General features: G+C 66.7%; 22 protein-coding genes. 16 read left to right on the top strand and 6 right to left on the bottom strand.

Going from position 1 to position 24,707, the window contains the following annotated elements; genetic code table 11:
• The first annotated feature begins 8 nt into the window (after positions 1-8).
• Both ABUA37_RS11930 and mctP read left to right on the top strand, forming a co-directional pair.
• Complete coding sequence (locus tag ABUA37_RS11930; RefSeq protein WP_349899427.1) at positions 9-320, top strand: DUF3311 domain-containing protein; 312 nt, start codon at positions 9-11, stop codon at positions 318-320.
• Positions 317-2,020, top strand: coding sequence for a monocarboxylate uptake permease MctP (mctP, locus tag ABUA37_RS11925; protein WP_349899426.1), 1,704 nt, complete (start codon positions 317-319; stop codon positions 2,018-2,020). Before ABUA37_RS11930 ends, mctP begins: the two co-directional genes overlap by 4 nt.
• An 18-nt stretch (positions 2,021-2,038) precedes the next feature.
• On the opposite strand, the gene ABUA37_RS11920 is transcribed toward mctP, so the two are convergent.
• Together ABUA37_RS11920 and ABUA37_RS11915 are read right to left on the bottom strand one after the other, a co-directional pair.
• Positions 2,039-2,701 (bottom strand): hypothetical protein, encoded by a 663-nt coding sequence (locus tag ABUA37_RS11920; protein ID WP_349899425.1) that lies wholly within the window; start codon positions 2,699-2,701, stop codon positions 2,039-2,041.
• Position 2,702: 1 nt separating this feature from the next.
• The gene (locus tag ABUA37_RS11915) at positions 2,703-2,897 is read right to left on the bottom strand and encodes a hypothetical protein (protein ID WP_349899424.1); all 195 of its coding nucleotides are present in this window, start codon (positions 2,895-2,897) and stop codon (positions 2,703-2,705) included.
• A gap of 106 nt (positions 2,898-3,003) precedes the next feature.
• Here ABUA37_RS11915 and ABUA37_RS11910 point away from each other — a divergent pair, with 106 nt between their 5' ends.
• The 4 genes from ABUA37_RS11910 (at position 3,004) to ABUA37_RS11895 (ending at position 9,500) form a co-directional block, all read left to right on the top strand.
• A complete protein-coding gene (locus tag ABUA37_RS11910; protein ID WP_349899867.1) occupies positions 3,004-4,167 on the top strand; it encodes an SLC13 family permease in 1,164 nt (387 codons plus the stop codon).
• 165 nt (positions 4,168-4,332) lie between these two features.
• Complete coding sequence (locus tag ABUA37_RS11905) at positions 4,333-4,917, top strand: TetR/AcrR family transcriptional regulator (protein WP_349899423.1); 585 nt, start codon at positions 4,333-4,335, stop codon at positions 4,915-4,917.
• A gap of 3 nt (positions 4,918-4,920) precedes the next feature.
• Positions 4,921-7,821, top strand: a complete 2,901-nt coding sequence (locus ABUA37_RS11900; protein WP_349899422.1) for an MMPL family transporter — start codon at positions 4,921-4,923, stop codon at positions 7,819-7,821.
• Positions 7,818-9,500, top strand: a complete 1,683-nt coding sequence (locus ABUA37_RS11895) for a YhgE/Pip family protein (protein WP_349899421.1) — start codon at positions 7,818-7,820, stop codon at positions 9,498-9,500. The genes ABUA37_RS11900 and ABUA37_RS11895 overlap by 4 nt, the downstream gene beginning before the upstream one ends.
• A gap of 22 nt (positions 9,501-9,522) precedes the next feature.
• Here ABUA37_RS11895 and ABUA37_RS11890 read toward each other — a convergent pair whose 3' ends face one another.
• Entirely contained in the window at positions 9,523-10,491 is a 969-nt protein-coding gene (locus tag ABUA37_RS11890) for a magnesium transporter CorA family protein (RefSeq protein WP_349899420.1), read from the bottom strand.
• Between the two features lie 92 nt (positions 10,492-10,583).
• On the opposite strand from ABUA37_RS11890, the gene ABUA37_RS11885 reads away from it, so the two are divergent.
• Positions 10,584-12,092: an alpha,alpha-trehalose-phosphate synthase (UDP-forming) gene (locus ABUA37_RS11885; RefSeq protein ID WP_349899419.1), complete on the top strand. Its 1,509-nt coding sequence runs from the start codon at positions 10,584-10,586 to the stop codon at positions 12,090-12,092.
• On the top strand, positions 12,092-12,880 hold the full coding sequence (gene otsB, locus ABUA37_RS11880; RefSeq protein ID WP_349899418.1) for a trehalose-phosphatase: 789 nt from the start codon (positions 12,092-12,094) through the stop codon (positions 12,878-12,880). The genes ABUA37_RS11885 and otsB overlap by 1 nt, the downstream gene beginning before the upstream one ends.
• Here the strand turns inward: otsB and ABUA37_RS11875 are convergent.
• On the bottom strand, positions 12,877-13,653 hold the full coding sequence (locus tag ABUA37_RS11875; protein ID WP_349899417.1) for an SGNH/GDSL hydrolase family protein: 777 nt from the start codon (positions 13,651-13,653) through the stop codon (positions 12,877-12,879). The genes otsB and ABUA37_RS11875 overlap by 4 nt on opposite strands.
• Positions 13,654-13,757: 104 nt before the next feature.
• On the opposite strand from ABUA37_RS11875, the gene ilvD reads away from it, so the two are divergent.
• The 6 genes from ilvD (at position 13,758) to ABUA37_RS11845 (ending at position 20,005) form a co-directional block, all read left to right on the top strand.
• Positions 13,758-15,467 (top strand): dihydroxy-acid dehydratase, encoded by a 1,710-nt coding sequence (gene ilvD, locus ABUA37_RS11870; protein WP_349899416.1) that lies wholly within the window; start codon positions 13,758-13,760, stop codon positions 15,465-15,467.
• 45 nt (positions 15,468-15,512) lie between these two features.
• On the top strand, positions 15,513-17,324 hold the full coding sequence (locus tag ABUA37_RS11865; RefSeq protein ID WP_349899415.1) for an acetolactate synthase large subunit: 1,812 nt from the start codon (positions 15,513-15,515) through the stop codon (positions 17,322-17,324).
• A 3-nt stretch (positions 17,325-17,327) separates the two neighbouring features.
• Positions 17,328-17,834, top strand: coding sequence for an acetolactate synthase small subunit (ilvN, locus tag ABUA37_RS11860; protein ID WP_325520376.1), 507 nt, complete (start codon positions 17,328-17,330; stop codon positions 17,832-17,834).
• Positions 17,835-17,924: 90 nt separating this feature from the next.
• On the top strand, positions 17,925-18,950 hold the full coding sequence (gene ilvC, locus ABUA37_RS11855; RefSeq protein ID WP_349899414.1) for a ketol-acid reductoisomerase: 1,026 nt from the start codon (positions 17,925-17,927) through the stop codon (positions 18,948-18,950).
• A 285-nt stretch (positions 18,951-19,235) separates the two neighbouring features.
• The gene (locus ABUA37_RS11850) at positions 19,236-19,640 is read left to right on the top strand and encodes a hypothetical protein (protein ID WP_349899413.1); all 405 of its coding nucleotides are present in this window, start codon (positions 19,236-19,238) and stop codon (positions 19,638-19,640) included.
• Positions 19,637-20,005 (top strand): hypothetical protein, encoded by a 369-nt coding sequence (locus tag ABUA37_RS11845; protein ID WP_349899412.1) that lies wholly within the window; start codon positions 19,637-19,639, stop codon positions 20,003-20,005. The genes ABUA37_RS11850 and ABUA37_RS11845 overlap by 4 nt, the downstream gene beginning before the upstream one ends.
• A gap of 21 nt (positions 20,006-20,026) precedes the next feature.
• Here ABUA37_RS11845 and ABUA37_RS11840 read toward each other — a convergent pair whose 3' ends face one another.
• Positions 20,027-20,422: a DoxX family protein gene (locus tag ABUA37_RS11840; protein WP_349899411.1), complete on the bottom strand. Its 396-nt coding sequence runs from the start codon at positions 20,420-20,422 to the stop codon at positions 20,027-20,029.
• A gap of 183 nt (positions 20,423-20,605) precedes the next feature.
• Here ABUA37_RS11840 and serA point away from each other — a divergent pair, with 183 nt between their 5' ends.
• Entirely contained in the window at positions 20,606-22,198 is a 1,593-nt protein-coding gene (serA, locus tag ABUA37_RS11835) for a phosphoglycerate dehydrogenase (RefSeq protein ID WP_349899410.1), read from the top strand.
• A gap of 98 nt (positions 22,199-22,296) precedes the next feature.
• Here serA and ABUA37_RS11830 read toward each other — a convergent pair whose 3' ends face one another.
• Positions 22,297-22,554, bottom strand: coding sequence for a DUF6458 family protein (locus ABUA37_RS11830; RefSeq protein WP_349899409.1), 258 nt, complete (start codon positions 22,552-22,554; stop codon positions 22,297-22,299).
• Positions 22,555-22,719: 165 nt separating this feature from the next.
• Here ABUA37_RS11830 and ABUA37_RS11825 point away from each other — a divergent pair, with 165 nt between their 5' ends.
• Entirely contained in the window at positions 22,720-24,648 is a 1,929-nt protein-coding gene (locus ABUA37_RS11825) for a DUF2207 domain-containing protein (protein WP_349899408.1), read from the top strand.
• The last annotated feature ends 59 nt before the right edge of the window (positions 24,649-24,707 follow it).

The raw sequence follows: 24,707 nt of genomic DNA, 5'->3' as shown, positions 1-24,707 counted from the left end.
GGCCAACGTTGTCCACTACAGAAATTCCCACTCGAGGTCCGGCCAGACCGGCCCCGTACGTGGTGTCCGGGGTGCTCCTGCTGATCGGCATCACGATGCCGCTGATTGTGCCGATGTACGCGCGAGCGACGCCGGCTCTTTTCGACATCCCGTTCTTCTACTGGTACCAAATGTTGTGGGTGTTCATTGACGCATTCCTGCTCTGGATCATTTACCTCATCATCATGCGCGAGGACCGGCGGCGCCGAGATGCCGTGAAGCCGGGCGGCGCATATGCCGCGTCCGACCGCCCCACCGCGAACGGGGAGGGCGGACGATGATCTCGAGTTCTGTGGCGCTCGCAGCCCCCACGAAACCGGTGGACGGGGTGGCGCTGACCGTCGTCATCGTCATTTTCGTCGTCGTCGCTGTTCTCGGATTCCTGGCGGCGCGATGGCGCGTCAAGCCGGCAGAACGCGGACTCAAGACGCTGGATGAGTGGGGCCTCGGCGGCCGGGGCTTCGGCAGCTGGATCACCTGGTTCCTCCTCGGTGGCGACCTCTACACGGCATATACCTTCATCGCCGTGCCCGCCGCGATGTGGGGAACCGGAGCGGTAACGGGATTCTTCGCCGTGCCGTACACGGTCGTGCTGTACCCGATCGTGTTCCTGCTGATGGCGCGCCTCTGGTCGGTCTCGCACCGGCACGGCTTCGTCACGCCGGCGGACTTCGTGGGCGGCCGCTACGGGAGCAAGTCGCTCTCCACCGTGATCGCGATCACCGGAATCGTGGCGACGATGCCGTACATCGCGCTGCAGCTCGTGGGTCTCAAGGCGGTTCTCGAGGTGCTGGGGCTCGGCAGCGCGACCAACGCGTTCATGGCCGACCTGCCGCTCATCATCGCCTTCGTCGTGCTGGCCGCGTACACCTACACCGCGGGACTTCGCGCGCCGGCATCCATTGCCATCGTCAAGGACCTGCTGATCTACATCGCGGTCATCGTTGCTATCGTCTGGCTTCCCGCCCACTTCGGCGGCTGGGGAGCGATCTTCGACTCGGCGAGCTCGAAGATGGCGGCGACGAACCCCGTGACGAAGAACCCGATCGGCTCGATCATCCCTGGGGCCACGAGCTTCAACGCCTACTGGACGCTCGCGCTCGGTTCGGCGATGGCCCTGTTCATGTATCCGCACTCGATCACCGGTGTGCTGGCGACCAAGAGCCGCAACACGATCCGACGCAACGCCGTCGTGCTGCCGCTCTACTCGCTCATGCTCGGCTTCCTCGCGCTGCTCGGCTACGTGGCGATCAAGGCGGGAACGGTGCCGGTCGGCGTCGACGGCAAGATCAACCCGCAGTTGATCGTGCCGCAGCTGTTCCTCGACAACTTCCCGTCGTGGTTCGCCGGAGTCGCGCTCGCAGCGATCGCGGTCGGCGCGCTCGTGCCTGCGGCGATCATGTCGATCGCGGCGTCCAACCTGTTCACCCGTAACATCTACCGCGACCTGTTCAAGCCGAACGCGACGCCGGCGGAGGAGGCGAAGGTCTCCAAGGTCACCTCCCTCGTGGTGAAGGTCGGTGCGCTCGCCTTCGTCTTGCTGATGGATCAGTCAGCGGCGATCAACATGCAGCTGCTCGGCGGCATCTGGATCCTGCAGACGTTCCCGTCGATCGTGGCGGGGCTGTACACGCGCTGGTTCCACCGCACGGCACTGCTCATCGGCTGGGCTGTGGGCATCCTCTACGGCACCTGGGCGGCGTACAGCGTCGTCAATCCGGCGACACACGCGCACTTCGGGGGCTCGATCGCCAAGATCCCGTTCACGGAGATTCCGGTGTACATCGCGGTGACCGCGTTCGTGATCAACGCGATCGTCTCGGTGGTGCTCACGATCATCTTCAAGGCCGTCAAGGTGAAGGATGGCGTCGACATCACGACTGCCGCGGACTACGGAGCCGATGAGACGGATCCGAAGGTCGCGGACCTCGAGAACAAGGTGTCGTGGACGGATCCGAGCACTGACACCCCGACCGTGTAGCGGGATGACCAGGACGCGCTAGCCGAGGGGTGGAGCCTTCGGCGTGCGCGGCTTGGTCGCCGGCTTACGGGGAGCCGTCGGCGCGGCGAGCGGCTTGGTTGCGGCCGTCTTGCCCGCCGGCACCTCGCCCGTGGCCGGTGAGGCGGGTGACTTCGAACGAGTTGTGACCGGTTTTGTTGCCGCGGGCTTCGTGACGTCGGGCGTGACCGCCGGCTTCGCAACTGCTGGCTTCGCAACGGTCGGCTTCGTGACATCGGGCTTCACGGCCTCAGGCCTCACGGCTTCAGGCGTCGTGACGGGCGGAGTGGAGGTCGTCGGGGCAGCCGCAGCGGGCGCTGTTGACGAGGCGGCGGCGGGCGTCGTGCTCCCCGTCGCCGTGCCGGCCGAAGCGGTGGTGCTCGCACGAGCGGCACTCGGCTTGGTCGTGGGCGCGGCCGCGCCGGTCACCTCGCCGCCGACAGGAGGCGTCGCCGGAGCATGTCCGGCCGGTGCGACTGGCCGGGGCGGCTCGTGCTGTGCAACGTAGAGCTGCGCGGCGCGGGTGGCAACGAGCAGGAAGCGCACGAGCAGGAAGATCAGCCCGACGAGTACAACGAGCATGAGTAGGGCGAAGAGGCCGGACATGAAGCTGCCGATGATGCCGAAGAGAGGGTGTTCCCATCCGTAGCCAAAGTTGAACATGTCAGTTCTCCAATTCGTGGGACGAGCCATCCGCGTTCTTGATGACAGTGCCGGCGGCTATGGCGACCGTGAGGCCCCAGCTGATCCACATGAGTGCGAGACGCCAGTCGCGCGGACCCTTGCGGGTCGCCTGCACGGTGCTCAGACCACCGAAAATTGCGCTCAGCATGGTGCCGCTGAAAATGAACTTTCTCATCGGTAACTCCATCCGTCGTTCCCTTCAACCGTACAGTCCGCGGTCCTGAGGCATCCACCGGGCGTTCAGGAATACAGTGAACTGTCGGCTTGATGGAATGGACACGGTGCGCTCGGCAATCCTCGGCGTCGTACTGCTGCTCGTCGGCGCGCTCGCTATAGCCCTCGGCATCCTTCCCGCCTCCGAGGCGCTCGGCGTCGGCGCCCGAGTGTGGCCGATTCTGCTTTTCGTGCTCGCGATCACGGTGGTGACCGAGCTCGCGGCAGAAGCGGGACTGTTCGTGACGGTCGCCGAGCGCACCGCGTCCTGGGGCCGCGGGCGCGGCTGGTTGCTCTGGCTTCTTGTGCTCGTGCTCTCGGTGGTCAGCACGGTGTTTCTCTCGCTCGATACAACCGCCGTACTGCTGACCCCGGTCGTTATCCTGCTGGCCAGGCACGTCGGGCTCTCGCCGCTGCCGTTCGCGCTGACCACCGTGTGGATGGCCAACACGGCATCTCTGCTGCTGCCCGTGTCCAATCTCACGAATCTCTTGGCGGTGCACGAGCTGCCAGCAATGACGCCGCTCGGCTTCGCGGTGCTGATGGTCGCCCCAGCGCTCGTGGCCGTGGTTGTTCCCGCCCTGCTGCTCTTCCTGATCTATCGCCGGCAGCTGACTGTGCGGTACGAGCGCGCCGAGACGACGCCGACGGATGACCGGGTGCTGCTGGTTGCCAGCGGTGCGACGGTCGTCATCCTGGTTCCGCTACTCGTCTCGGGGATTCCGGTGTGGATGCCCGCACTCGCCGCTGCCGCGCTGCTCGGTGCGTTTTTCGCGGCGCGGCGACCTCGCGTACTGCGATTCTCCCTCGTGCCGTGGCAGTTGCTCCTGCTCGCATCCGGACTCTTCATCGTGGTGGAGGCCGCGCATTCGCTTGGCCTTGCAGCGGTGCTCGCGGCCGTCTCGGGCACGGGCGACACGCCGCTCGAGCTGCTGCGACTCTCCGCAAGCGGCGCGCTCGGCTCCAACCTCGTCAACAACCTCCCCGCCTACCTCGCCCTGGAACCCGTCGCCGGCGACCCGCTGCGCATCGCGGCCCTGCTGATCGGTGTCAACGCCGGCCCGCTCATCACGCCGTGGGCGTCGCTCGCGACCCTGCTCTGGCACGACCGCCTGAAGTCCCTCGGCGTCGAGATCTCCTGGGGTCGCTACGTGCTCCTCGGCCTGATCGCGGCCCCGCTGACGGTTGCGGCCTCGACTCTGGCGCTCGCGTTCGCGCATCCGTTCGCCTAATCTTTGACGCCGGGAAGTCGAGCCGAAGGCGGGGGCGTGGTGGGCCTCTATGGGCGGAGCCTTCGGCTCGGGTTCCCGGCGCCCGCACCGGGGTTTGCTGCGAGAATGCTGCGAAACTGACCGATCGGACAGTTTCTGACCGATCGGTCAGTTACCGTGGAGGTCATGTCCACCTTCGACGACCTTCGGGCGATCGCCCTCACCGAGTTCGCCAACAGCGGCTACGCGGGCACGTCCCTGCACCGGGTGGCCGAACTCGCGGGCGTCTCGAAGTCGAATGTGCTCTATCACTTCGCCTCCAAGGAGGCCCTGCTCGAGGCGGCCATCGGCCCGGCGATCGAGCGGATGGGCGTCATCCTCGGCTCGGTTCTGACAGAGCCGCTCACGGCGGAATCCCGCGACGAGTTCATCGTGGCCTTCGTCGACTTCCTGCTCGAGCACCGGCAGGAAGTGCACATGTTCATCAATCAGGGCAGGTCGCTCGAAGACGTGCCCGTCGTCAACCGTGCAAACGAACTCGTCGTGCAGCTGGCGAACTACTTCTCCTCCGCCGCGGTGAGCACGGAAGACACCATGCGCTTCGGAATCGCCCTCGGTGGCGCCGCCTACATGCTCGTCTCCCAGTCGGCGTTTCGGATTTCGCCCCCGCCGATCGATGAGACCAGGGCCGCTCTCATCACGATCGTCAGGGAGCTTCTCGCACCGATCACCGTTCTACCGGCCCGCCGGGTCGCAACACCACAGGAGTAAAGCGTGGCCACCCTTCTCTACCGGCTCGGCCGGTTCGCCTATCGTCGCGCGTGGACCGTCATCGGGGTCTGGTTCGTGCTGTTCGTCGCGATCCTCGGCGGCGGATTCGCGCTCGGCGGGCAGACTCAGGAGTCGTTCGCGATCCCCGGCACGCAATCGCAGAACGCCCTTGACCGGCTCGAGGCCGTGTTCCCCTCGGTCGCCGGTGCCAGCGCGCAGGCCGTTTACGAGGTACCGGCAGGGGCATCCGTCAATGACGCCGCCTACAAGTCGGCCATCGAGAAGATGGCGACCACGATCGAGAAGATTCCCGGCGTCGAGGCCGTCGTCTCGCCCTTCAACAAGTACGCGGGCAAGGCGATCACGAGTGACGAGCGGATGGCGCGCACGCAGGTCCAGTTCTCCGGCGACTCCTCGCACGTCAAGCCGGCCACGCTCGATCGGCTGAAAGAGACCGCGGCGGCCGCCAGGGATGCCGGCATCACGGTCGACTTCGGAGGTCAGGTCTTCCAGGACCGCAGCTTCGGCATCACCGTGACCGAGGTGTTCGGCGTCGTCTTCGCCGGGGTCGTGCTGCTCATCACCTTCGGTTCGCTCGTCTCCGCGGGCATGCCACTCCTGAGCGCGCTCGTGGGTGTGGGCATCGTCATCGGCGGCATCACGACGGTTTCGGCGTTCGTGCCGGTCTCGAGCACCGCGCCGATGCTCGCGCTCATGATCGGTCTCGCCGTGGGCATCGACTACGCGCTCTTCATTCTGTCGCGGCATCGCACCCAGCTGGCCAGGGGACAGGAGCCTGAGGAGTCTGCTGCCACCGCGGTCGGCACCGCGGGCAGCGCGGTCGTTTTCGCCGGCGTCACCGTGATCATCGCCCTGCTCGGACTGCTCGTCGTCGGCATCCCGTTCCTCAGCGTCATGGGTGTCGGCGCCGCCTTCGCTGTGCTCGTCGCGATCGGTGTCGCCACCACCCTGCTGCCCGCCCTCCTCGGCCTGGCGAAGGGGAGGCTCGCGCCAAAGCCCGGCTCCCGTGCCGCCCGCAGGGCGACCGCGCACGAGGAGGGAAGCCGGCCCACCATGGGGCTGCGCTGGGTGAAGGGCGTGATGCGGCATCCGATTCTCGCCAGCATCGTCGTGGTAGGCGTGCTCGGTACGCTCGCCATTCCCGCGCTCAGCCTCGACCTGAACCTTCCGGATGGCGGGTCTGAGCCGGTCGGTTCTACCCAACGGCAGGCCTACGACCAGATCACCAAGGGCTTTGGGCCCGGCTACAACGGGCCGCTCGTCGTCGCCGTCGACATCACGCAGACGACCGACATCCAGGCCGACCTCGACTCGATCGGCAAGCGCCTCAGCACGCTCGACGACGTGAGCTACGTCAGCCAGGGCCTGCCCGACGCGGGCCTCGACACCGCGATCATCCAGGTCATCCCCAGCAGTGCTCCGGATGCGGTGGAGACCAAAGCGCTCGTCGAGAACATCCGAGAGCTGGCACCCTCGATCGAGAAGCAGTTCGACACTCCGATCTCGGTCACGGGAGCCACGGCGGTCGGCATCGACATCTCCAATCGCCTCACCGACGCCCTCATCCCCTTCGGTCTCATCGTCGTCGGGCTCTCGGTGCTGCTGCTCATGATGGTGTTCCGCTCGGTGCTCGTGCCCGTCAAGGCCGCGATCGGCTTCCTGCTCTCGGTCGTCGCCTCGTTCGGCGTGGTCGTCGCGATCTTCCAGTGGGGCTGGCTCGCCGACATCGTCGGCGTCGCGAATCCCGGCCCCATCCTGAGCTTCATGCCGATCCTGCTCATGGCGGTGCTGTTTGGCCTCGCGATGGACTACGAGGTGTTCCTCGTCTCGGGCATGCGCGAGGAGTTCGTGAAGACCGGCGACGCGAAGTTCGCCGTCTCGCACGGCTTCGCGAGTGGCGCCAGGGTCGTCACCGCGGCGGCGCTCATCATGTTCTTCGTCTTCTTCGCCTTCGTGCCCGAGGGCTCGGGCATGATCAAGCCGATCGCGCTGGGACTCGCGACAGGCATCGCTTTCGACGCGTTCCTCGTGCGGATGACGCTCGTGCCGGCGATCATGACGCTGCTCGGCACAGCAGCGTGGTGGATGCCGAAGTGGCTTAGCCGCCTCCTGCCCGACATGGACATCGAAGGCGAGAAGCTGCGCGAACACCAGAGTGCCGTGCAGTGGGCGCTCGGTGAGCATGGTGCGATGATCAGCGCCGACGAACTCGTGGTCGGAAGCGCCGAGTACCCGCTGAGTCCGCTCACCCTCAACGTTCCCGCCGGGGCACTCGTGCTTGCGCGCGGCGAGCTCGCCGACAGGAGGCTCGTCGCCGCGACGCTCGGCGGTCGACTCGATCCGGTGTCCGGCCGTGCGCAGCTGGGCGGACATCCGCTGCCCTCGGAGGCTGCGCAGGTCGCCAGGCTCGTGGCCATGGCCGAGGTCGGCGGCTTCGAGCGCACCGATAACAGGGTGACCCTCGGCGAGCTGCTCTCCGAGCGGCTGCAGCTCACCTTGCCCTGGTACCGATCGTGGTTCGTGCGGCGTCGAAGCCTGCGGCTCATCGAGCGGCTGCGCGCGGTCGTGAAGCAGTCGTTCACCGAGCAGTCGCAACCGCAGCAGCTGCCGCAGTTCGAACGCGCCGTTGCACTTTCCCTCGTCGCGCTCGCCGAGCGCACGCCCGTCGTGATGCTCGACCAGATCGACCCCTTCGCTTCGGCCGACGACGAAGCCGCCTTCGTCACGGCGGTCTGCGCTCTCGCCGATCCGGGCACGACCATCGTGATCGGCACCCCAGAGTCGCTGCGTTCGGATGCGGCATCCTGCTCTGGCGGTCGCCCCGTCATCCACCTCGACCTCGACTCACTCTCACTCAGCTCGAACCGGGAGGTTCTTCGATGAGCCAGCCACTCGCCAACCGTCTTCCCCGCCGCCGCTGGCTGCGCTGGGGCGCCCTCGCGGCCGTCGTGCTGATCCCGCTCGCGTTCGCGGGCCTGTTCGTCAGCGCGCTCGCGAACTCAGACAAGGCACTCGACCGCATCCCGGCCGCCATCGTTAACCAGGACACGCTCGTCTACTCGACGGCACCGGACGGCACGAAGAGCCCGGTGTTCGCCGGGCGCCAGCTCGTGACCGAGCTCACCGGCGGCAGTGCGGGCTTCGATTGGACCATCACCAACGAGAAGGCCGCGAAGAAGGCGCTCGCCGACGGCTCCGTGTACGCGATCCTCACGGTTCCCAAGAACTTCTCCACGTCGATCCTGTCGCTCAGCACCAACTCTCCGAAGCAGGCGAAGCTCGCCATCAAGACCGATGACGCACACAGCTACCTCACCGGCGCGCTCGCGCAGAGCGTCGGCGACGGCATGGCAAACACCTTCGGCAAGGCCGTCACGGCCCAGTACATCTCCGGCCTCTACTCGAGCATGGGCAAGATCGGCGGCGCATTCAGCAGCGCTGCGGATGGCGCCAGCCAGCTCTCCGACGGCGTCGGCAAGTACACCGCGGGGGTCGATTCGCTCGCGAGCGGACTCGGCAGCCTGAAGTCGGGAGCCTCCAAACTCACGCAGCTGAGCGGAGGCGTCGCGACCTACACGGATGGCGTGAGCCAGCTCGCGCAGGCGCTGGCGCAGGCGAACGCGGGCCTGCAGGCAGAGCCGACGAATCCGGTCGCGCTTGCGACGGTCAATGCGCTCAGCGCGAAGCTGTCGCAGGCGGCCGCCGGTGGCGCCACCCTCAGCCAGCAGGCGACCGCCGGCATCGGCGGCATCCAGGGCGGGATCTCGAAGAGCGCAACGGGCGCCGCGCAGCTTGCCGCCGGTTCCGCCGGTCTCAACCAGGGTGCGAGCTCCCTCGCCTCGGGACTGCAGACCGGGGCCGCGCAACTGCCGGCGGCCGACTCTTCCGCCGCTGCGGCATCGGCGAAGGTCGCCTCGAATCCCGTGGCAGTGACGGTGAGCCACGACAATCGCATCTCGAAGATCGGGCAGGTGATCGCGACCTTCTTTGTGCCGCTCGGCCTGTGGATCGGTGCGCTCGCGGTGTTCCTCGTGTTGCGGCCGGTGACCAGGCGCGCTCTGTCATCGACCGCGGCGAACGGACGGCTCGTCTTCTCCGCGCTGGCGAGGGCCTGCGCGGTCACGGTGGCACAGGCGCTGCTCCTCGTCGCACTGCTGCACCTCGCGCTCGGCGTCTCGTGGAGCGCGCTGCCCGCGACCCTCGGTTTCTCCGTGCTCGCGGCGCTCGCGTTCACAGCCTTCCACTACCTGCTCACCATCGGGCTAGGCCGGGCCGGACTCGTCGTTTCGCTGTTCGTGTTGGCCGTGCAGGTCACCTCGACGGGAGGGCTGTACCCGATCGAGCTGCTCGCGGCTCCCTTCCAGTGGGTGAGCCCGCTGATGCCACTGACCTACGGCGTGCAGGGGATGCAGGGCATCCTTGCCGGGGGCGACCCAGGCGCGATGCTCGGCGCGGCGGCAGCACTGCTCGCCTTCGGAGCGGGAAGCGTGCTGGTCGCGCTCCTCGCCATCCGGCGCACGCGGCGCACGCAGGCGCTGCTCGTGCCGGCGGCGATCGCCTAGCGGCCGCGAGCCGCCGGCCTGATCAGAGCCAATCGCGTTTCTTGAAGGCCAGGTACAGCGCGCCGGAGACGACGACGATGAGCGCTACCGACATCCACATCCCCCACACCGTGCCGAAGCCGGGGAAGGCGAGGTTCTGGCCGAAGAATCCCGTGATGGCGGTGGGCACGGCGATGATCGCGGCCCAGCTGGTGACCTTCTTCATCACCATGTTCATGCGGTTGCCCTGGAGGCTCACGTTGGTCTCGAGGATGGTGGTCACGAGGTCGCGAAGCGACTCCGTCCACTCGGTCGCCCTCAGCACGTGGTCGTAGACGTCCTGAAAATAGGGCATGAGCGTCGGGTCGATGGTCTGCAGGTCCCGGCGCAGAACGGTGTTGACCACCTCGCGCATCGGCAGCACCACCCTTCGCAGCAGCACGAGAGACTTGCGCAATTCGAACGACCGTTTTTGCACTTCGCGATCCCGCGGAACGTCGTCGAAGAGCGCGTCCTCGAGAGTCTCGATTTCGGCATCGAGCTGCTGCACCGCATCGAAGTGGCCGTCGATGATCACATCAAGCAGACCCCAGAGAAGGTAACCGACGCCGCGATCGGCGAGGTCGACGTCGTTGTCCCACCGTGCGGTGACGGCCGCGATGTCGAAGTCCGGTTCGTGCACCGTCACGAGCGCATGAGGCGTGATGAACGCCTTCACCTCACTCGTCGTGAGTTCGCCGGTGGCGGTATCGAGCTTCACCGCGTAGGCGGCGAAGAACAGGTGGGTGTCATAGCGGTCGAGCTTCGGCCGCTGGAAGTCGTGCAGCGCGTCTTCGACCGCCAGCGGATGGAGTCCAAGCTCCTCCTCGATGGCCGCAAGGTCCGCCGGGGTCGGCGAGACGAAGTCCGCCCAGACGGTGCAGCCGGTCTCCGCGGTGTGCTCGGAGATATCGGCGACCGGGAAGTTGTTCTTGACGACCTTTCCAGCGCGGTAGAGCCGGGTAGTCGCCATGTTCGCAATGCTAGCCGCGATGGGGCTGCTAACGTGGAAAAGGACTTCGGGCGCACCTGAAGGCGCCACGGTGAGACAACAGTGAGCAGCGGATGACGGGCAAGAAAAAGCCAGACCACAGCACCTATTCCTTCGTCGTCGTCGCCAATCGCCTGCCGGTCGATCGCGTCATCGACGGCGAGGGCAATGCCGAGTGGGCCCACTCGCCCGGTGGCCTCGTCACGGCCCTCGAGCCAGTCATGCGGTCCAACGGCGGCGCGTGGATCGGCTGGGGCGGTCAGCCGGACCTCGACTTCGAGCCCTTCGACAGCGACGGCATCCGGGTCGTGCCCGTGCCGCTCAGCCAGGAGGAGATCGAGCGCTATTACGAGGGCTTCTCCAACGACACGCTGTGGCCGCTCTATCACGACGTGATCGCGCCGCCCACCTATCAGCGCGACTGGTGGGAGAGCTACCTGAGGGTCAATCGTCGCTTCGCCGAGGCCGCCGCGGCCACGAGCGCACCGGATGCCGTGGTCTGGGTGCAGGACTACCAGCTTCAACTGGTTCCCAAGCTCCTTCGCGAACTGCGGCCCGACCTCACCATCGGGTTCTTCAATCACATTCCATTCCCGCCATACGGCATCTATTCGCAACTGCCCTGGCGCACCGAGATCATCGAGGGCCTGCTCGGCGCCGACGTGATCGGCTTCCAGCGCACGGCCGACGCCAACAATTTCTCCCTCGCCGTGAGGCGGCTCAAGGGCTTCGCCACGAAGAGCCCGCACATCGAGGTTCCGCTCGTCGATCCTTCACCGGGCGTGCGGGTGAGCGAGCCGGTGAAGAGCGTCGGTCCCGTTCGTACCGTCATCGCGAAGGCCTTTCCGATCTCCATCGACGCGAAGAGCTTCGAGGAACTGGCACGCGACCCGGCCGTGCAAGACAGGGCGAGGCAGATTCGCGAGGACCTCGGCAGCCCTCGCACGATCATGCTCGGCGTCGACCGGCTCGACTACACCAAGGGCATCACACACCGGCTGCAGGCCTACGGTGAATTGCTCGCCGAGGGCAGGCTCGACGTCGAGGATGTGACGCTCGTGCAGGTGGCCAATCCGAGCCGCGAGCGGGTGAAGGCCTACATGGCGCTGCGCGACGAGATCGAGCTCACCGTGGGGCGCATCAACGGTGACTTCGCCACGATCAGCCACACGGCGATCAGCTACCACCACCACGGATACCCGCGAGAAGAGATGGTGGCGCTGTACCTCGCCGCGGACATCATGCTCGTCACGGCATTGCGCGACGGCATGAACCTCGTGGCCAAGGAGTACGTGGCCTGCCGATTCGACGAGGATGGCGTGCTCATCCTCAGCGAATTCGCCGGGGCATCCGACGAGCTGACCAAGGCTCTGCTCATCAACCCGCACCACATCGACGGCCTGAAAGAAACCATTCTGCGTGCCGTGGAGATGCCGAGGCAGGAGCGGGTGTCGCGGATGCGGGCGCTGCGCAGGCGGGTCAAGGCCAACGACGTGGCCAAGTGGTCGTCCGCGTTCCTGGACGAGCTCGTGTCGAGTCGCCAGCGCGAGCCTGTGCGGCGCCAGTCGCAGACTCCATCCTGATGACGGACGTACTCGACGCATCCCTGTTGGCTGCGCTCGCCCGGCTGGCCGAGGCGCAGCCGCTGCTCGTGGCACTCGACTTCGACGGCACCCTCGCGCCCGAGGTCGACGATCCCGAGCAGGCGAGAGCGCTGCCGGAGGCGCGAGCGGCAGTGTTGCGACTGCTCGACCTGCCACAGACCCGCGTGGCGCTCGTATCGGGTCGTGCCCTCGCCAGCCTCAAGCGAGTGGCCGATGTGCCCGACACCGCGCTGTTGGTGGGATCGCACGGCATCGAGCTTCGCCTCGATTCGCCCGAGACGCGACTCGCGTTCGATCCAGCCGAGCTGCAGAAGCGCGGCGAGCTCGGCAGACTGCTCGACGAGATCGCCGCATCCGTGGACCGGGTGTGGCTCGAGTCGAAACCGGCAGGCTTTGCGCTGCACACGCGCCTGGCAACGGATGCCGACGGCCGCCGTGCACACCTCGTCGCGCTGCAGAGGACCGAGGCGGAGTTGCCCGGGCTCACCGTGCGCCGCGGCAAGAACGTGCTCGAATTTTCGGTGCGCTCCACCACCAAGGGCGAGGCCATCGAGCACCTGCGGCGCTACACCGGCGCGAGCGCCGTGTTCTACGCGGGCGACGATGTGACCGACGAAGACGCCTTCGCGGCACTGGGCGCGGGGGACCTGGGCCTCAAGAGCGGCCGGGGGGAGACTGTGGCGGACTACCGGGTGGCCGATCCGGCTGCCGTCGCCGCTGCACTGCACGAACTCGCCCGACTACGCGAGGCGCACCCGGCCGCCTAGCCGGCCGTGGCATCCGCGCCCTCGACGGTAGTGACCGTTTGTGGCGCACGTTCACGCGGGTTTGCGCTCGTGGTGCTCGACCGCGCAGCGTCGTTGAGCGCGGGAACGAGTTGGTTCGCGATGTCGCGACCCCAGAGTCGATAGCGCTCGGGGGTGCCGAGCCGCTGGCTCTGCGTTGCCGCACTCGACAGCAGCGTGTAGCTGACCCGCGGATGGGCGAGGCACAGCTCTCGCGTCACGGCATTGAGGGTCGTGGCGTGCGAGCTCGCGATCTTCCCGAACGCGTTGTCGAACGGTGGGACGCGCCTGAACTGGGGGATTCCGATGACCATGATGCGAGTCGATGCCGAACTGCGCGCGACGAGCATCGCGAGCAGGCCGCGCATGGTGCTCCGCCAATGCGCGCGAGGCGTGAGCGACAGGGTGTCGCTCGAACCGACGATGGCGATGATCGCGTCGTAGGCGCCCAGGTCTCGCTCCTCGATCGCCCTGTGCACCCCCGCGAGCTTGAGTTCGGGATATGCCGCGATATCGACCTCCGCACCGCGACCGGTGAGCGCGGACAGCGAACGTGTGAGTTCGCCGGGGATGGCCAGCTCGTGGCTCGCGACGCCCCATCCGACCGCGAGCCCGTTGCCGAACAGCAGCACTCGATCGGGGTTCGGCCCGGCGGTACGCACGTGCGGAGCGCCGTGCGCGCGCGGCATGGTCGAGAGGGCGTCCGTGACATCACGCGACCATGCCCGCATGAGCAGTCGCAACAGTGCGTGCATTCGTCTCACCCCCCCCAACGTTCACTGACTCTATCGGCGGCAGCGCGCGCCGGCATCGTCTGCGGTGCACAATGGCGGCAGGTGGGAAGTTCTACACTCGTAACATGCCTGACTCTGCCTCTTCAGCCCCCGACCTGAAACCGCGCTCTCGCACCGTCACAGACGGAATCGAAGCCATGACCTCGCGCGGCATGCTCCGCGCGGTCGGCATGGGAGATGCGGACTGGGACAAGCCGCAGATCGGCATCGCGAGTTCCTGGAACGAGATCACGCCGTGCAACCTCTCGCTCGATCGCCTCGCGCAGGCGTCGAAGGAGGGCGTGCACTCCGGCGGCGGCTACCCGCTGCAGTTCGGGACGATCTCGGTCTCCGATGGCATCTCGATGGGCCATGAGGGCATGCACTTCTCGCTCGTGTCTCGCGAGGTCATCGCCGACTCGGTCGAGACCGTGATGATGGCGGAGCGGCTCGATGGTTCCGTGCTGCTCGCCGGCTGCGACAAGTCGTTGCCCGGAATGCTGATGTCCGCGGCCAGGCTCGACCTGGCATCCGTCTTCCTTTATGCGGGCTCGATCGCCCCGGGCTGGGTCAAGCTCAGCGACGGCACCGAGAAAGACATCACGATCATCGACTCCTTCGAGGCCGTCGGCGCGGTTCAGGCCGGGCGGATGTCGGCGGAGGACGCGAAGGCGATCGAGTGTGCGTTTGCCCCCGGCGAGGGTGCCTGTGGCGGAATGTACACCGCGAACACCATGGCGAGCGTCGCAGAGGCGCTCGGCATGAGCCTCCCCGGTTCCGCGTCGCCGGCCGCCGCGGACCGCCGCAGGGACTACTTCGCACACCGCAGCGGCGAGGCCGTCGTCAACCTGCTGCGCCAGGGCATTACCACCCGCGACATCCTGAGCAAGGAGGCGTTCGAGAACGCCATCGCCGTCGTCATGGCCTTCGGCGGCTCGACCAACGCGGTGCTGCACCTGCTCGCGATCGCCAACGAGGCCGAGGTCGAGCTCACGCTCCACGACTTCAACCGCATCGGCGACAAGATTCCGCACATCGGTGACCTCAAGCCCTTCGGGCAGTTCGTCATGAACGACGTCGACCGGCACGGCGGCGTCCCTGTCGTCATGCGCGCGCTGCTCGAGGCCGGCCTCATGCACGGCGACGCCCTCACGGTCACGGGCAAGACGCTCGCCGAGAACCTCGAGGAGCTGAAGCCGCGCGACCTCGACGGCACGGTGCTCCGCAAGCTCGACAACCCCATCCACAAGACCGGCGGCCTCACGATCCTGCACGGGTCGTTCGCGCCCGAGGGCGCCGTGGTGAAGACCGCCGGGTTCGACACGGATGTTTTCGAGGGCCCCGCGAGGGTGTTCGAGCGTGAGCGCGAGGCCCTGGACGCGCTCGCCGCAGGCACCATCCAGAAGGGTGAGGTTCTCGTCATCCGCTACGAGGGCCCGAAGGGCGGGCCCGGCATGCGGGAGATGCTCGCCATCACCGCGGCCATCAAGGGCGCGGGCCTCGGCAAAGATGTACTACTCTTGACGGACGGCAGATTCTCAGGCGGCACAACCGGCCTGTGTATCGGCCACATAGCACCCGAAGCGGTCGACGCAGGTCCGATCGCCTTCGTGCGCGATGGTGATCTAATACGGGTCGATATCGCAGCTCGCTCACTCGACTTACTTGTCGACGAGTCCGAGCTGGCAGCTCGCCGAGACGGCTGGGCTCCACTTCCTCCGCGCTATACCCGTGGCGTACTCGCAAAATACTCGAAGCTCGTGCACTCCGCCGCGGAGGGCGCGATCACCGGCTGATTTGCGCCCATCATCCGCGCCTCTTAAACACCAAGGATCCAACCGATGTCCACGGAATCCATCCCCGTGCCCCATGCAGCACCGTCCGCGACGCGAAGCAAGGCGCCCGTACCCGAAATACTGACCGGCTCCGGCGCCATCCTCCGCTCGCTCGAACACCTTGGCATCAAGGATGTCTTCGGCCTTCCGGGCGGCGCGATCATGCCGTTCTACGACGAGCTCATGTCGTCGAGCGCGATCCGCCACATCCTCGTCCGTCATGAGCAGGGAGCCGGGCACGCGGCCGAGGGCTACGCCTCGTCGAGCGGACAGGTCGGCGTCTGCATCGCCACCTCTGGCCCTGGCGCAACGAACCTCGTCACCGCCATCGCGGATGCACACATGGACTCGGTGCCGCTTCTGGCGATCACCGGCCAGGTGTTCTCCACCTCGATGGGAACGGATGCGTTCCAGGAGGTCGACATCGTCGGCATCACGATGCCGATCACCAAGCACTCCTTCCTCGTCACGAGGCCCGAGGACGTGCCGGCGACGGTTGCGGCCGCCTACCTCATCGCGACCACCGGCCGTCCGGGTCCGGTGCTCATCGACGTGACCAAGGATGCGCAGCAGAACAGCGCACCGTTCATCTGGCCGCCCAAGGTCGACCTGCCCGGGTACCACCCCGTCACGAAGGCCCACGGCAAGCAGATCCAGGCCGCGGCACAGCTGCTCGCCGAGGCGAAGCGTCCGGTGTTCTACGTCGGCGGTGGCGTCATCCGCTCGGGCGCATCGGCGGAGCTGCTCGCGCTCGCGGAGGCGACCGGTGCTCCCGTGGTCACCACCCTCATGGCGCGCGGTGCATTCCCCGATTCGCATAAGCAGCACCTCGGCATGCCGGGCATGCACGGCACGGTGCCCGCCGTGCTCGCCATCCAGGAATCCGACCTGCTCGTGTCGCTCGGCGCTCGCTTCGACGACCGGGTCACCGGCAAGGCGAGTGAGTTCGCACCGAACGCCAAGGTCGTTCACGTCGACATCGACCCGGCCGAGATCTCGAAGATCCGTGTGGCCGACGTCCCGATCGTCGGCGATGCCAAGGATGTCATCGCCGATCTGACCGTTGCCTACGCGGATGCCGCGAAGCGGAACAGGCCAGACATCTCCGAGTGGTGGGCGAGGCTCGACTACCTGCTCTCGGAATTCCCGTTGGGCTTCGAGGAACCGGACGACGGGCTGCTCTCACCGCAGCACGTCATCCAGCGCATCGGTGAACTCACCGGCCCCGAGGGCGTCTACGCCGCGGGCGTCGGCCAGCACCAGATGTGGGCGGCGCAGTTCATCAAGTACGAGCGACCGAACGCGTTCCTCAACTCGGGTGGCGCAGGCACGATGGGCTACGGCATCCCCGCGGCTATGGGCGCAAAGGTGGCGCAGCCCGATCGAACCGTGTGGGCGATCGACGGCGACGGCTGCTTCCAGATGACCAACCAGGAGCTCGCCACTTGCACGATCAACAACATTCCGATCAAGGTCGCGATCATCAACAACTCGTCCCTCGGCATGGTGCGCCAGTGGCAGACGCTGTTCTACGACGGGCGTCACTCCTTCACCGACCTCAACACCGGTGACGGCACGGTGATGATCCCCGACTTCGTGAAGCTTGCCGAGGCCTACGGCTGCCTCGCCATCCGGGTCACGAAGAAGGAAGACGTGGATGCCGCGATCAAGCTGGCGAACGAGACGAACGATCGCCCGGTGGTGATCGACTTCGTCGTGAGCCGGGATGCCATGGTCTGGCCGATGGTGCCCCAGGGCGTCGGCAATTCATCCGTCCAGTACGCGCGGGAACACGCGCCCGAGTGGGAGACGGAGTAAGCGATGAGCCACGTACTGTCACTTCTCGTTGAAGATAAGCCCGGCCTGCTGACGCGCGTCGCCGGCCTGTTCGCCCGGCGCGGCTTCAACATCGAGAGCCTCGCCGTGGGCAAGAGCGAGATTCCGGGCTTGTCGCGCATCACCGTCGTGGTGGATGTCGAAGAGCTGCCGCTCGAGCAGGTCACCAAGCAGCTCAACAAGCTCATCAACGTGATCAAGGTGGTCGAGCTCGATCCGGCGCAGACCGTCGAGCGGGAGCACATGCTGATCAAGGTGCGCGCGGACAACACGACGCGCAGCCAGATCCTCGAGGCTGCGAACCTGTTTCGATCTCGCGTCGTCGATGTCACGGCGGATGCTCTGGTCATCGAGGTCACCGGCGACACCGCCAAGACCCAGGCCCTGCTTCGCGTGCTCGAGCCGTACGGTATCAAGGAGATCGCGCAGTCCGGCCTGCTCGCCATCGGGCGCGGATCCAAATCGATCACCGAGCGCATCTTCAAGAATTAAACCCCGGTCCCTGAGCTTGTCGAAGGGACCACTGATATGACCCTGGCCCTTCGACAAGCTCAGGGACCAACCACAACAAGGAGCAAGAGCATGACCGAGATCTTCTACGACAAAGATGCGGACCTGTCCATCGTTCAGGGCAAGAAGGTGGCCGTCGTCGGTTACGGTTCGCAGGGCCACGCCCACGCGCAGAACCTGCGGGACTCCGGCGTCGAGGTCGTCGTCGCGCTGAAGGCCGACTCGAAGTCCAAGCCGAAGGCGGAGGAGGCCGGGTTCAAGGTTCTCTCCGTCGCCGAGGCATCCGCCTGGGCAGACCTCATCGTGATCCTGGCGCCCGACCAGTACCAGCGCCACATCTACAAGGACGACATCCAGCCCAACCTCGCCGAGGGCAAGGCGATCCTCTTCGGACACGGCTTCAACATCCGCTACGGCTACATCGAGGCGCCCGAGGGCGTCGACGTCATCATGGTCGCACCCAAGGGCCCGGGTCACACGGTGCGCCGCGAGTACGAGGCCGGCCGTGGCGTTCCCGTGATCGTCGCCGTGGAGAAGGATGCCTCGGGTCACGCCTGGGACCTCGCCTGGTCGTACGCGAAGGGCATCGGCGGCCTGCGTGCCGGCGGCATCAAGACCACCTTCACCGAGGAGACCGAGACCGACCTGTTCGGTGAGCAGAGCGTGCTCTGCGGTGGCGTCTCGCAGCTCATCCAATATGGCTTCGAGACCCTGACCGAGGCCGGCTACCAGCCGCAGATCGCCTACTTCGAGGTGCTGCACGAGCTCAAGCTCATCGTGGACCTCATCAACGAGGGCGGCATCGCCAAGCAGCGCTGGAGCGTCTCCGACACCGCGGAGTACGGCGACTACGTCTCCGGGCCGCGCGTCATCGACCCGCACGTCAAGGAGAACATGAAGGCTGTGCTGTCCGACATCCAGGACGGCACCTTCGCCAAGCGCTTCATCGCCGATCAGGATGCCGGAGCCCCCGAGTTCCTCGCACTCCGCAAGAAGGGCGAAGAGCACCCGATCGAGGAGACCGGTCGCGAGCTGCGCAAGCTCTTCGCGTGGAAGCAGCAGGACTCGGACTACATCGATGGCGAGGTCGCTCGCTAATTCGGCGGCACTCAGCAGGAAGGGCGGGACTTCGGTCCCGCCCTTCCTATGTTCTGGCGCGATCGACGCCACCGTCCTGAGTCTTCACCGACCTGAAACGCGCATTCGAGCCTCGCCCACGTGTCAGCGATCATAACTCCTGCAGAATCGCGGATGCGGCATCCCCTGCACTGGGAGCAGCAGGGCGGTCCGGCGCGCCACCCTCGTTCTGCCTGAGTTGTGCAGCGGGAGCGGCACCTGGTCGTGCAGAAGCGTGGCGCGAGAGCGCCGCGATAGGGTTTTGATATGGGCGCTGACGCAGACGACGAGGCACTGAGCTGGGACGGCGAGGCCGACCCGACTCACGTCGATTCGACGACTCCGGATGCCGCGGTAGCAGGCAACGCAGGCTTCGCACCCGGGGTCAGTTCTCCCATGCTCGTGGTCTACGGAGTCTTCGGCGGCATCTACCTGCTCTACACGGTGGGCTGGCTCATCATTGCGCTGCGCGGAAGCCAGACGACGGGCGTCCCACTCAACGACATCATGCTGCACCTCAGTACGCTGCTCGCGGTCGTCGCCGCACCCGCGTGGTTCATCGCGACGCTCGCTCTCGCGCCCACGCGTCGCACGTGGGTGCGTATCGCGGTGCTCGTGCTCGGCATCCTCGTGCTTATTCCGTGGGGCTTCGTGAACGGGGGAGGTCGATGAGCGTGGAATCCGGGAACGCGGCCGAGCCGAAGGCCGTCGGCCAGCGCGCCGCCTGGCCGGTCTGGGCCATCGCGATCTTCTTCGCGATCCTCTACAGCTACGCGCTGTGGGCGGGCATAGGCAATGCGATCGGGCTTCCGCAGACGGTGTGGGCGAGCTATCACCTCGGGATCTCGCCGATCGGGTGGGTGCTTCTCATCATCGGCGTGCTGCTGTCGCCCGCCGTGTTCGTGGCCTGCCTCCTGCTGGGCCGCCGCCGCGGACTCGTCGCGCGTGCGCTGATCTACGCCGCGGGGCTCTGCGTCGTGAGCGCCGTGCTCAGCTCGCTGATTATCGCGCCAACAATCGTCAACTTCATCGCCTGACGACCGTGGCCCATCGGGTCGCTAGAGCGCGGCGAGGGCGCACAGGGCGATGAGCGCGAGCTGGCCCCAGAATCTCGGCCAGAACGGAATGGCGGCACGACCGAATTTCTCGCGGTGCTCCGCGGCGTAGGCGTTCGCGGGAAAGACCGCCACGAGAAAGACGACGAGGGCCATTCCTGCCGCGAAGTGAAGTGCGGGCACGAGCAGTCCGATCGCACCCGCGATCTCGCACAGCCCCGTGAGGTAGACGAGGTTGCGCGGGCGAAGCGGCCCCGCCGTCCGGATGGCGGGTGGGATCATGGCCGCCATGCCGCGCACGACACCGGGAACGAAGTGGGTGATTCCCATGCCGGCGAAGGCGAGCGCGAGCAGGATGCGCAGGCACCACTGCAGCAGTTCGGCGGTGTCGTTGTCCATCGCCTCATCCTGTCTCGAATCGCCGTCCGGCGCTCCGGCTGGCTGCTGCCTCGGGCGTCCGTCGCCGCCAGTCCGACGTAACGGGGTGCTCCCACCCAGTAAAGTGTGAGTGTCCGCGCCCCAATGACCGTGGCGCACGCGTTGTGCTGAACCCAGTCCGCCTGCCCAGTCAAAGGATTCTACGTGCCAAAACCGATCGTGCTGATCGCTGAAGTTCTATCGCCCGCAACCGTCGAGGCCCTCGGCCCGGACTTCGATGTCCGCTCCGTCGACGGCACCGATCGAGGAGCACTGCTGGCGGCGCTGCCGGACGCGGCCGCCATCCTGGTTCGCTCGGCCACGAAGGTCGATGCCGAGGCGATCGCCGCCGCGAAGTCGCTCAAGGTCATCGCACGCGCGGGCGTGGGACTCGACAATGTCGACATCAAGGCGGCCACGAACGCGGGCGTCATGGTCGTGAACGCACCGACTTCGAACATCATCTCTGCCGCGGAGCTCACCATCGGCCACATCCTGAGCCTCGCCAGGCACATCCCCGCCGGCCACGCCTCGCTCGCCGAGGGCCAGTGGAAGCGCTCGAAGTACACGGGCGTCGAGCTCTACGAAAAGACGATCGGCATCATCGGCCTCGGCCGCATCGGCGCGCTCATCACGGCGAGAATGCAGGCCTTCGGCACCAACGTGATCGCCTACGACCCCTACGTCACGAGCGCACGCGCACAGCAGCTCGGCGTCACCCTCGTCTCACTCGAAGAGCTGCTCGCCACGAGCGACTTCGTCACGATCCACATGCCGAAGACGCCGGAGACGACGGGCATGATCGGCGATGAGCAGCTCGCACTCATGAAGCCGAGCGCCTTCATCATCAACGTCGCTCGCGGCGGGCTCATCGATGAGGATGCGCTGCACCGTGCGCTCACCGCCCGTACTATCGCGGGCGCTGGGCTCGACGTGTTCGTGAGCGAGCCGCCCACGGACTCGCCGCTGCTCGCGCTCGACAACGTCGTGGTCACGCCGCACCTCGGTGCGTCGACGGATGAGGCGCAGGAGAAGGCCGGTGTCTCGGTCGCGAAGTCGGTGCGGCTCGCGCTCTCCGGCGAGCTGGTTCCGGATGCCGTCAACGTCGCCGGCGGAGTGATCGACACGACGGTGCGCCCCGGCATCCCGCTCATGGAGAAGCTCGGCCAGGTCTTCAGCGGACTCGCGCACACCTCGCCGCTGACCACCGTCGACATCGAGGTGCGCGGTGAGATCGTCGAGTTCGACGTGAGCGTGCTGAAGCTCGCGGCACTCAAGGGCATCTTCACCAACATCGTGAGCGAATCCGTCTCGTACGTGAACGCACCGCTGCTCGCCGAGCAGCGCGGCATCCAGGTTCGCCTCGTGACCGACCCCATCAGCGACGAGTACCGCAACCTGCTCACCATCTCCGGAGCGCTCAGCGATGGCACGCAGATCTCGGTGTCCGGCACGCTCACCGGCACCAAGCAGACCGAGAAGATCGTCGAGATCAACGGCTACGACGTCGAGGTTCCCGTCACGGACCACCTCATCGTGATGGTGTACACCGACCGTCCGGGAATCGTCGCGGTGTACGGCAAGGAGTTCGGCGACGCCGGTATCAACATCGCGGGCATGCAGGTGAGCCGCCGCGAGGCGGGCGGCCAGGCGCTAAGCGTGCTCACCGTCGACTCGCCCGTTCCAGCCGGCCTGCTCGAGACCGTGCGCGAGGCCATCCAGGCAGAACTACTGCGCGAGATCGAGATCACCGCGTAACAACGAAGCGGGCGAGCCGCGCTCGCCGCTCACACAAGAAGGGGCGCGCCTCACCCCGTCGTCGGGGGAGGCGCGCCTCTTGTTCGCGCTACTGGCCGTTAGGCGATGTCGCTGCGCGTTTCGTGCTGCTCAACGCGCTCACCGCTGGCCGGGTCGACGGCGGAACGGGTCGTGACGAGAGAAGACCGACGGCGAGTGACCAGTACGAGCGAGATGATGAAAACGACGAGTCCGGCACCCATGAGGATGTAGCCGATCAAGTCAAGGTTCACCCAGCTTTGGTCCACCGGGATGTTGACCGCGAAGGCCAGAATGGCGCCGACGACGAACAGAAATATACCGCTTCCGATACCCATTTTTCTCTGTGTCCTTTCACTTGCCGTGCCGGCGCTGGCTGCCACGAGGAGTGTTCCGGTGGACGAGCGCCTGGATCAAGGGTACCAACGAACCCCCTGAACAGGGGTCAAACTGAATGCAAGCTGGGAGTTATCGCATAGGGGCTTGCGCGTTAGGCTCGATCGATGTTCCGATTCCGACGCCTCATCACGACGCTCGTCGCCCCACTCGCGGCGGTGCTGATCCTTGGGGTGCCGCTCGCCGCATCCGGCCAGACTCTGAGTACACGGCCGGTGCCTGCGGTCTCCGTTCGCGGCGGCGTGCAGGACTTCAGTTTCACCTCATACAGCGCGGACTACTACCTCGGGCGGGATGCGGCGGCTCACGCGACGCTCCGCACCGTCGAGACCTTCGTGGCGAAGTTCCCGAGCTTCGACCAGAACCGCGGCATGATCCGCGCGATACCGAACGACTATGACGGCGTGCCGCTGCACACCGCGGTCACCTCGGTCACCGACGAGAGCGGCGCCCCGGTGCACTTCGAGGCGACGGTAAATGGCGGCTTCACCGAGCTCGCCCTCGGAACCGATGACTACGTGCACGGCAGTCAGACCTACGTGATCACCTACACGCAGCAGAACGTCGTGCGCGCCTTTACCGACACGAACGACGACGAGTTCTACTGGGACACCAATGGCACCGGGTTCGACCAGCCCTTCGGATCCGTCACCGCCAGGGTGCACGTCGACCCGGCGATCGCGCCGGCGCTCACCGGCCACAATGCCTGCTATCGGGGCGCGCAGGGGTCGACGACCACCTGCGACATCGTCGGGCCCGTGGATGACACGGCCGCGGCATCCGGTGGCAAGCTCGTGACTGCGTCGACGAAGACGCTCGCGCCGCGCGAGAATCTCACGGTGGCGATCGGCTTCACCGCGGGCACGTTCGCGCAGGTGCCCGCCGAGCAGCCCGCCCCCGGCGAGTCCACGCCGTTCGTGAACCCGGTCGTGCCCTGGTGGTCGCACGTGCTGGGAATAGCGCTACTCGTGCTGGCTGTGGCCGGCGGAATTTTCTCCGTCGTGCAGCGCCTGTTTCTCGGGCCGCGAGCCGCGAAGGGCCGGGGGATCATCATCGCCCAGTACTCTCCACCACAGGGACTCAACCTGCTTGAGGCCGGGAGTCTCGTGGGGCGCACGAGGACCTCGCTCGCCGCTCAGCTCGTGAGCTTCGCGGTGCGCGGCATCATCCGCATCCTCGACTACCCGGTCACCGGGGAGGGTGGCCAGTACACGCTGCAGTATCTCGGCGGCGAGGGTGCCGACCCGATGGAGCAGCGACTGCTCGAGACGCTCTTCGAGGCCGACCTGCGTGAGGGCGCCGTGCGTGAGGTCGGGGTGACGGATGACGGGCTCGCGGTGCGTCTTAAGGCTCGCGTCGCCGAGGCCGACGACTCCGTCGTAGCGCGCGGTTTGAAGGTGAAACCTCCGATCGCGCCTGGAATTCTCACCGCGTTCGCGCTCTTCTTTGTCGTGTTCATCGCGATCGGAAGCACCGTGCTGACGGCGTTCACCGCCGCCGTCAGCGGCTGGGTGATCGCGGCCATCCCGGTGGCCTTCCTTGCGCTGTTCCTGGCCTTCGCGCTCTCGGCGCGTCCCGCCGTCGTCACGGAGTCCGGCGCGGAGCAGCGGGACTACCTGCTCGGCATCCGGGAGTACCTGAAGCTCGCCGAGGCCGACCGGCTGCAGATGCTGCAGAGCCCCGAGGGCGCCGAACGCGTGGACATCGGCGACACCGCACAGGTCGTCAAGCTCTACGAGAAGCTGTTGCCCTTCGCGGTGCTGTGGGGCATCGAACGCGAGTGGGCCAAGGAACTCGCGGTGCACTACGACGAGGTCTCCACGGCGCCAGACTGGTACGTCTCACGGGGCGCGTTCGATGCGCTCGTCTTCTCGCAGCTGCTCGGCTCGATGTCGAGTTCCGTCCACTCCATGGCCACGCCCACCCCACAGCCCTCCTCATGGTCCGGCAGCGGTGGCGGCAGCTTCTCCGGCGGGTCCTTCGGCGGTGGCTTCTCCGGTGGCGGTGGTGGGGGCGGTGGCGGCGGCGGCCGCTAACCCGGGCGCAAGAGCGCGCGGAAGGCACGCGGTATCCTGAGAGCATTCAACTGTCTCGC

The sequence above is a fragment of the Parafrigoribacterium soli genome, from assembly GCF_040227235.1.
GTDB lineage: Bacteria > Actinomycetota > Actinomycetes > Actinomycetales > Microbacteriaceae > Parafrigoribacterium_A > Parafrigoribacterium_A soli.
The sequence above is the reverse complement of the archived record's forward strand: the minus strand, read 5'-3'. Positions and strand labels throughout refer to the sequence as shown.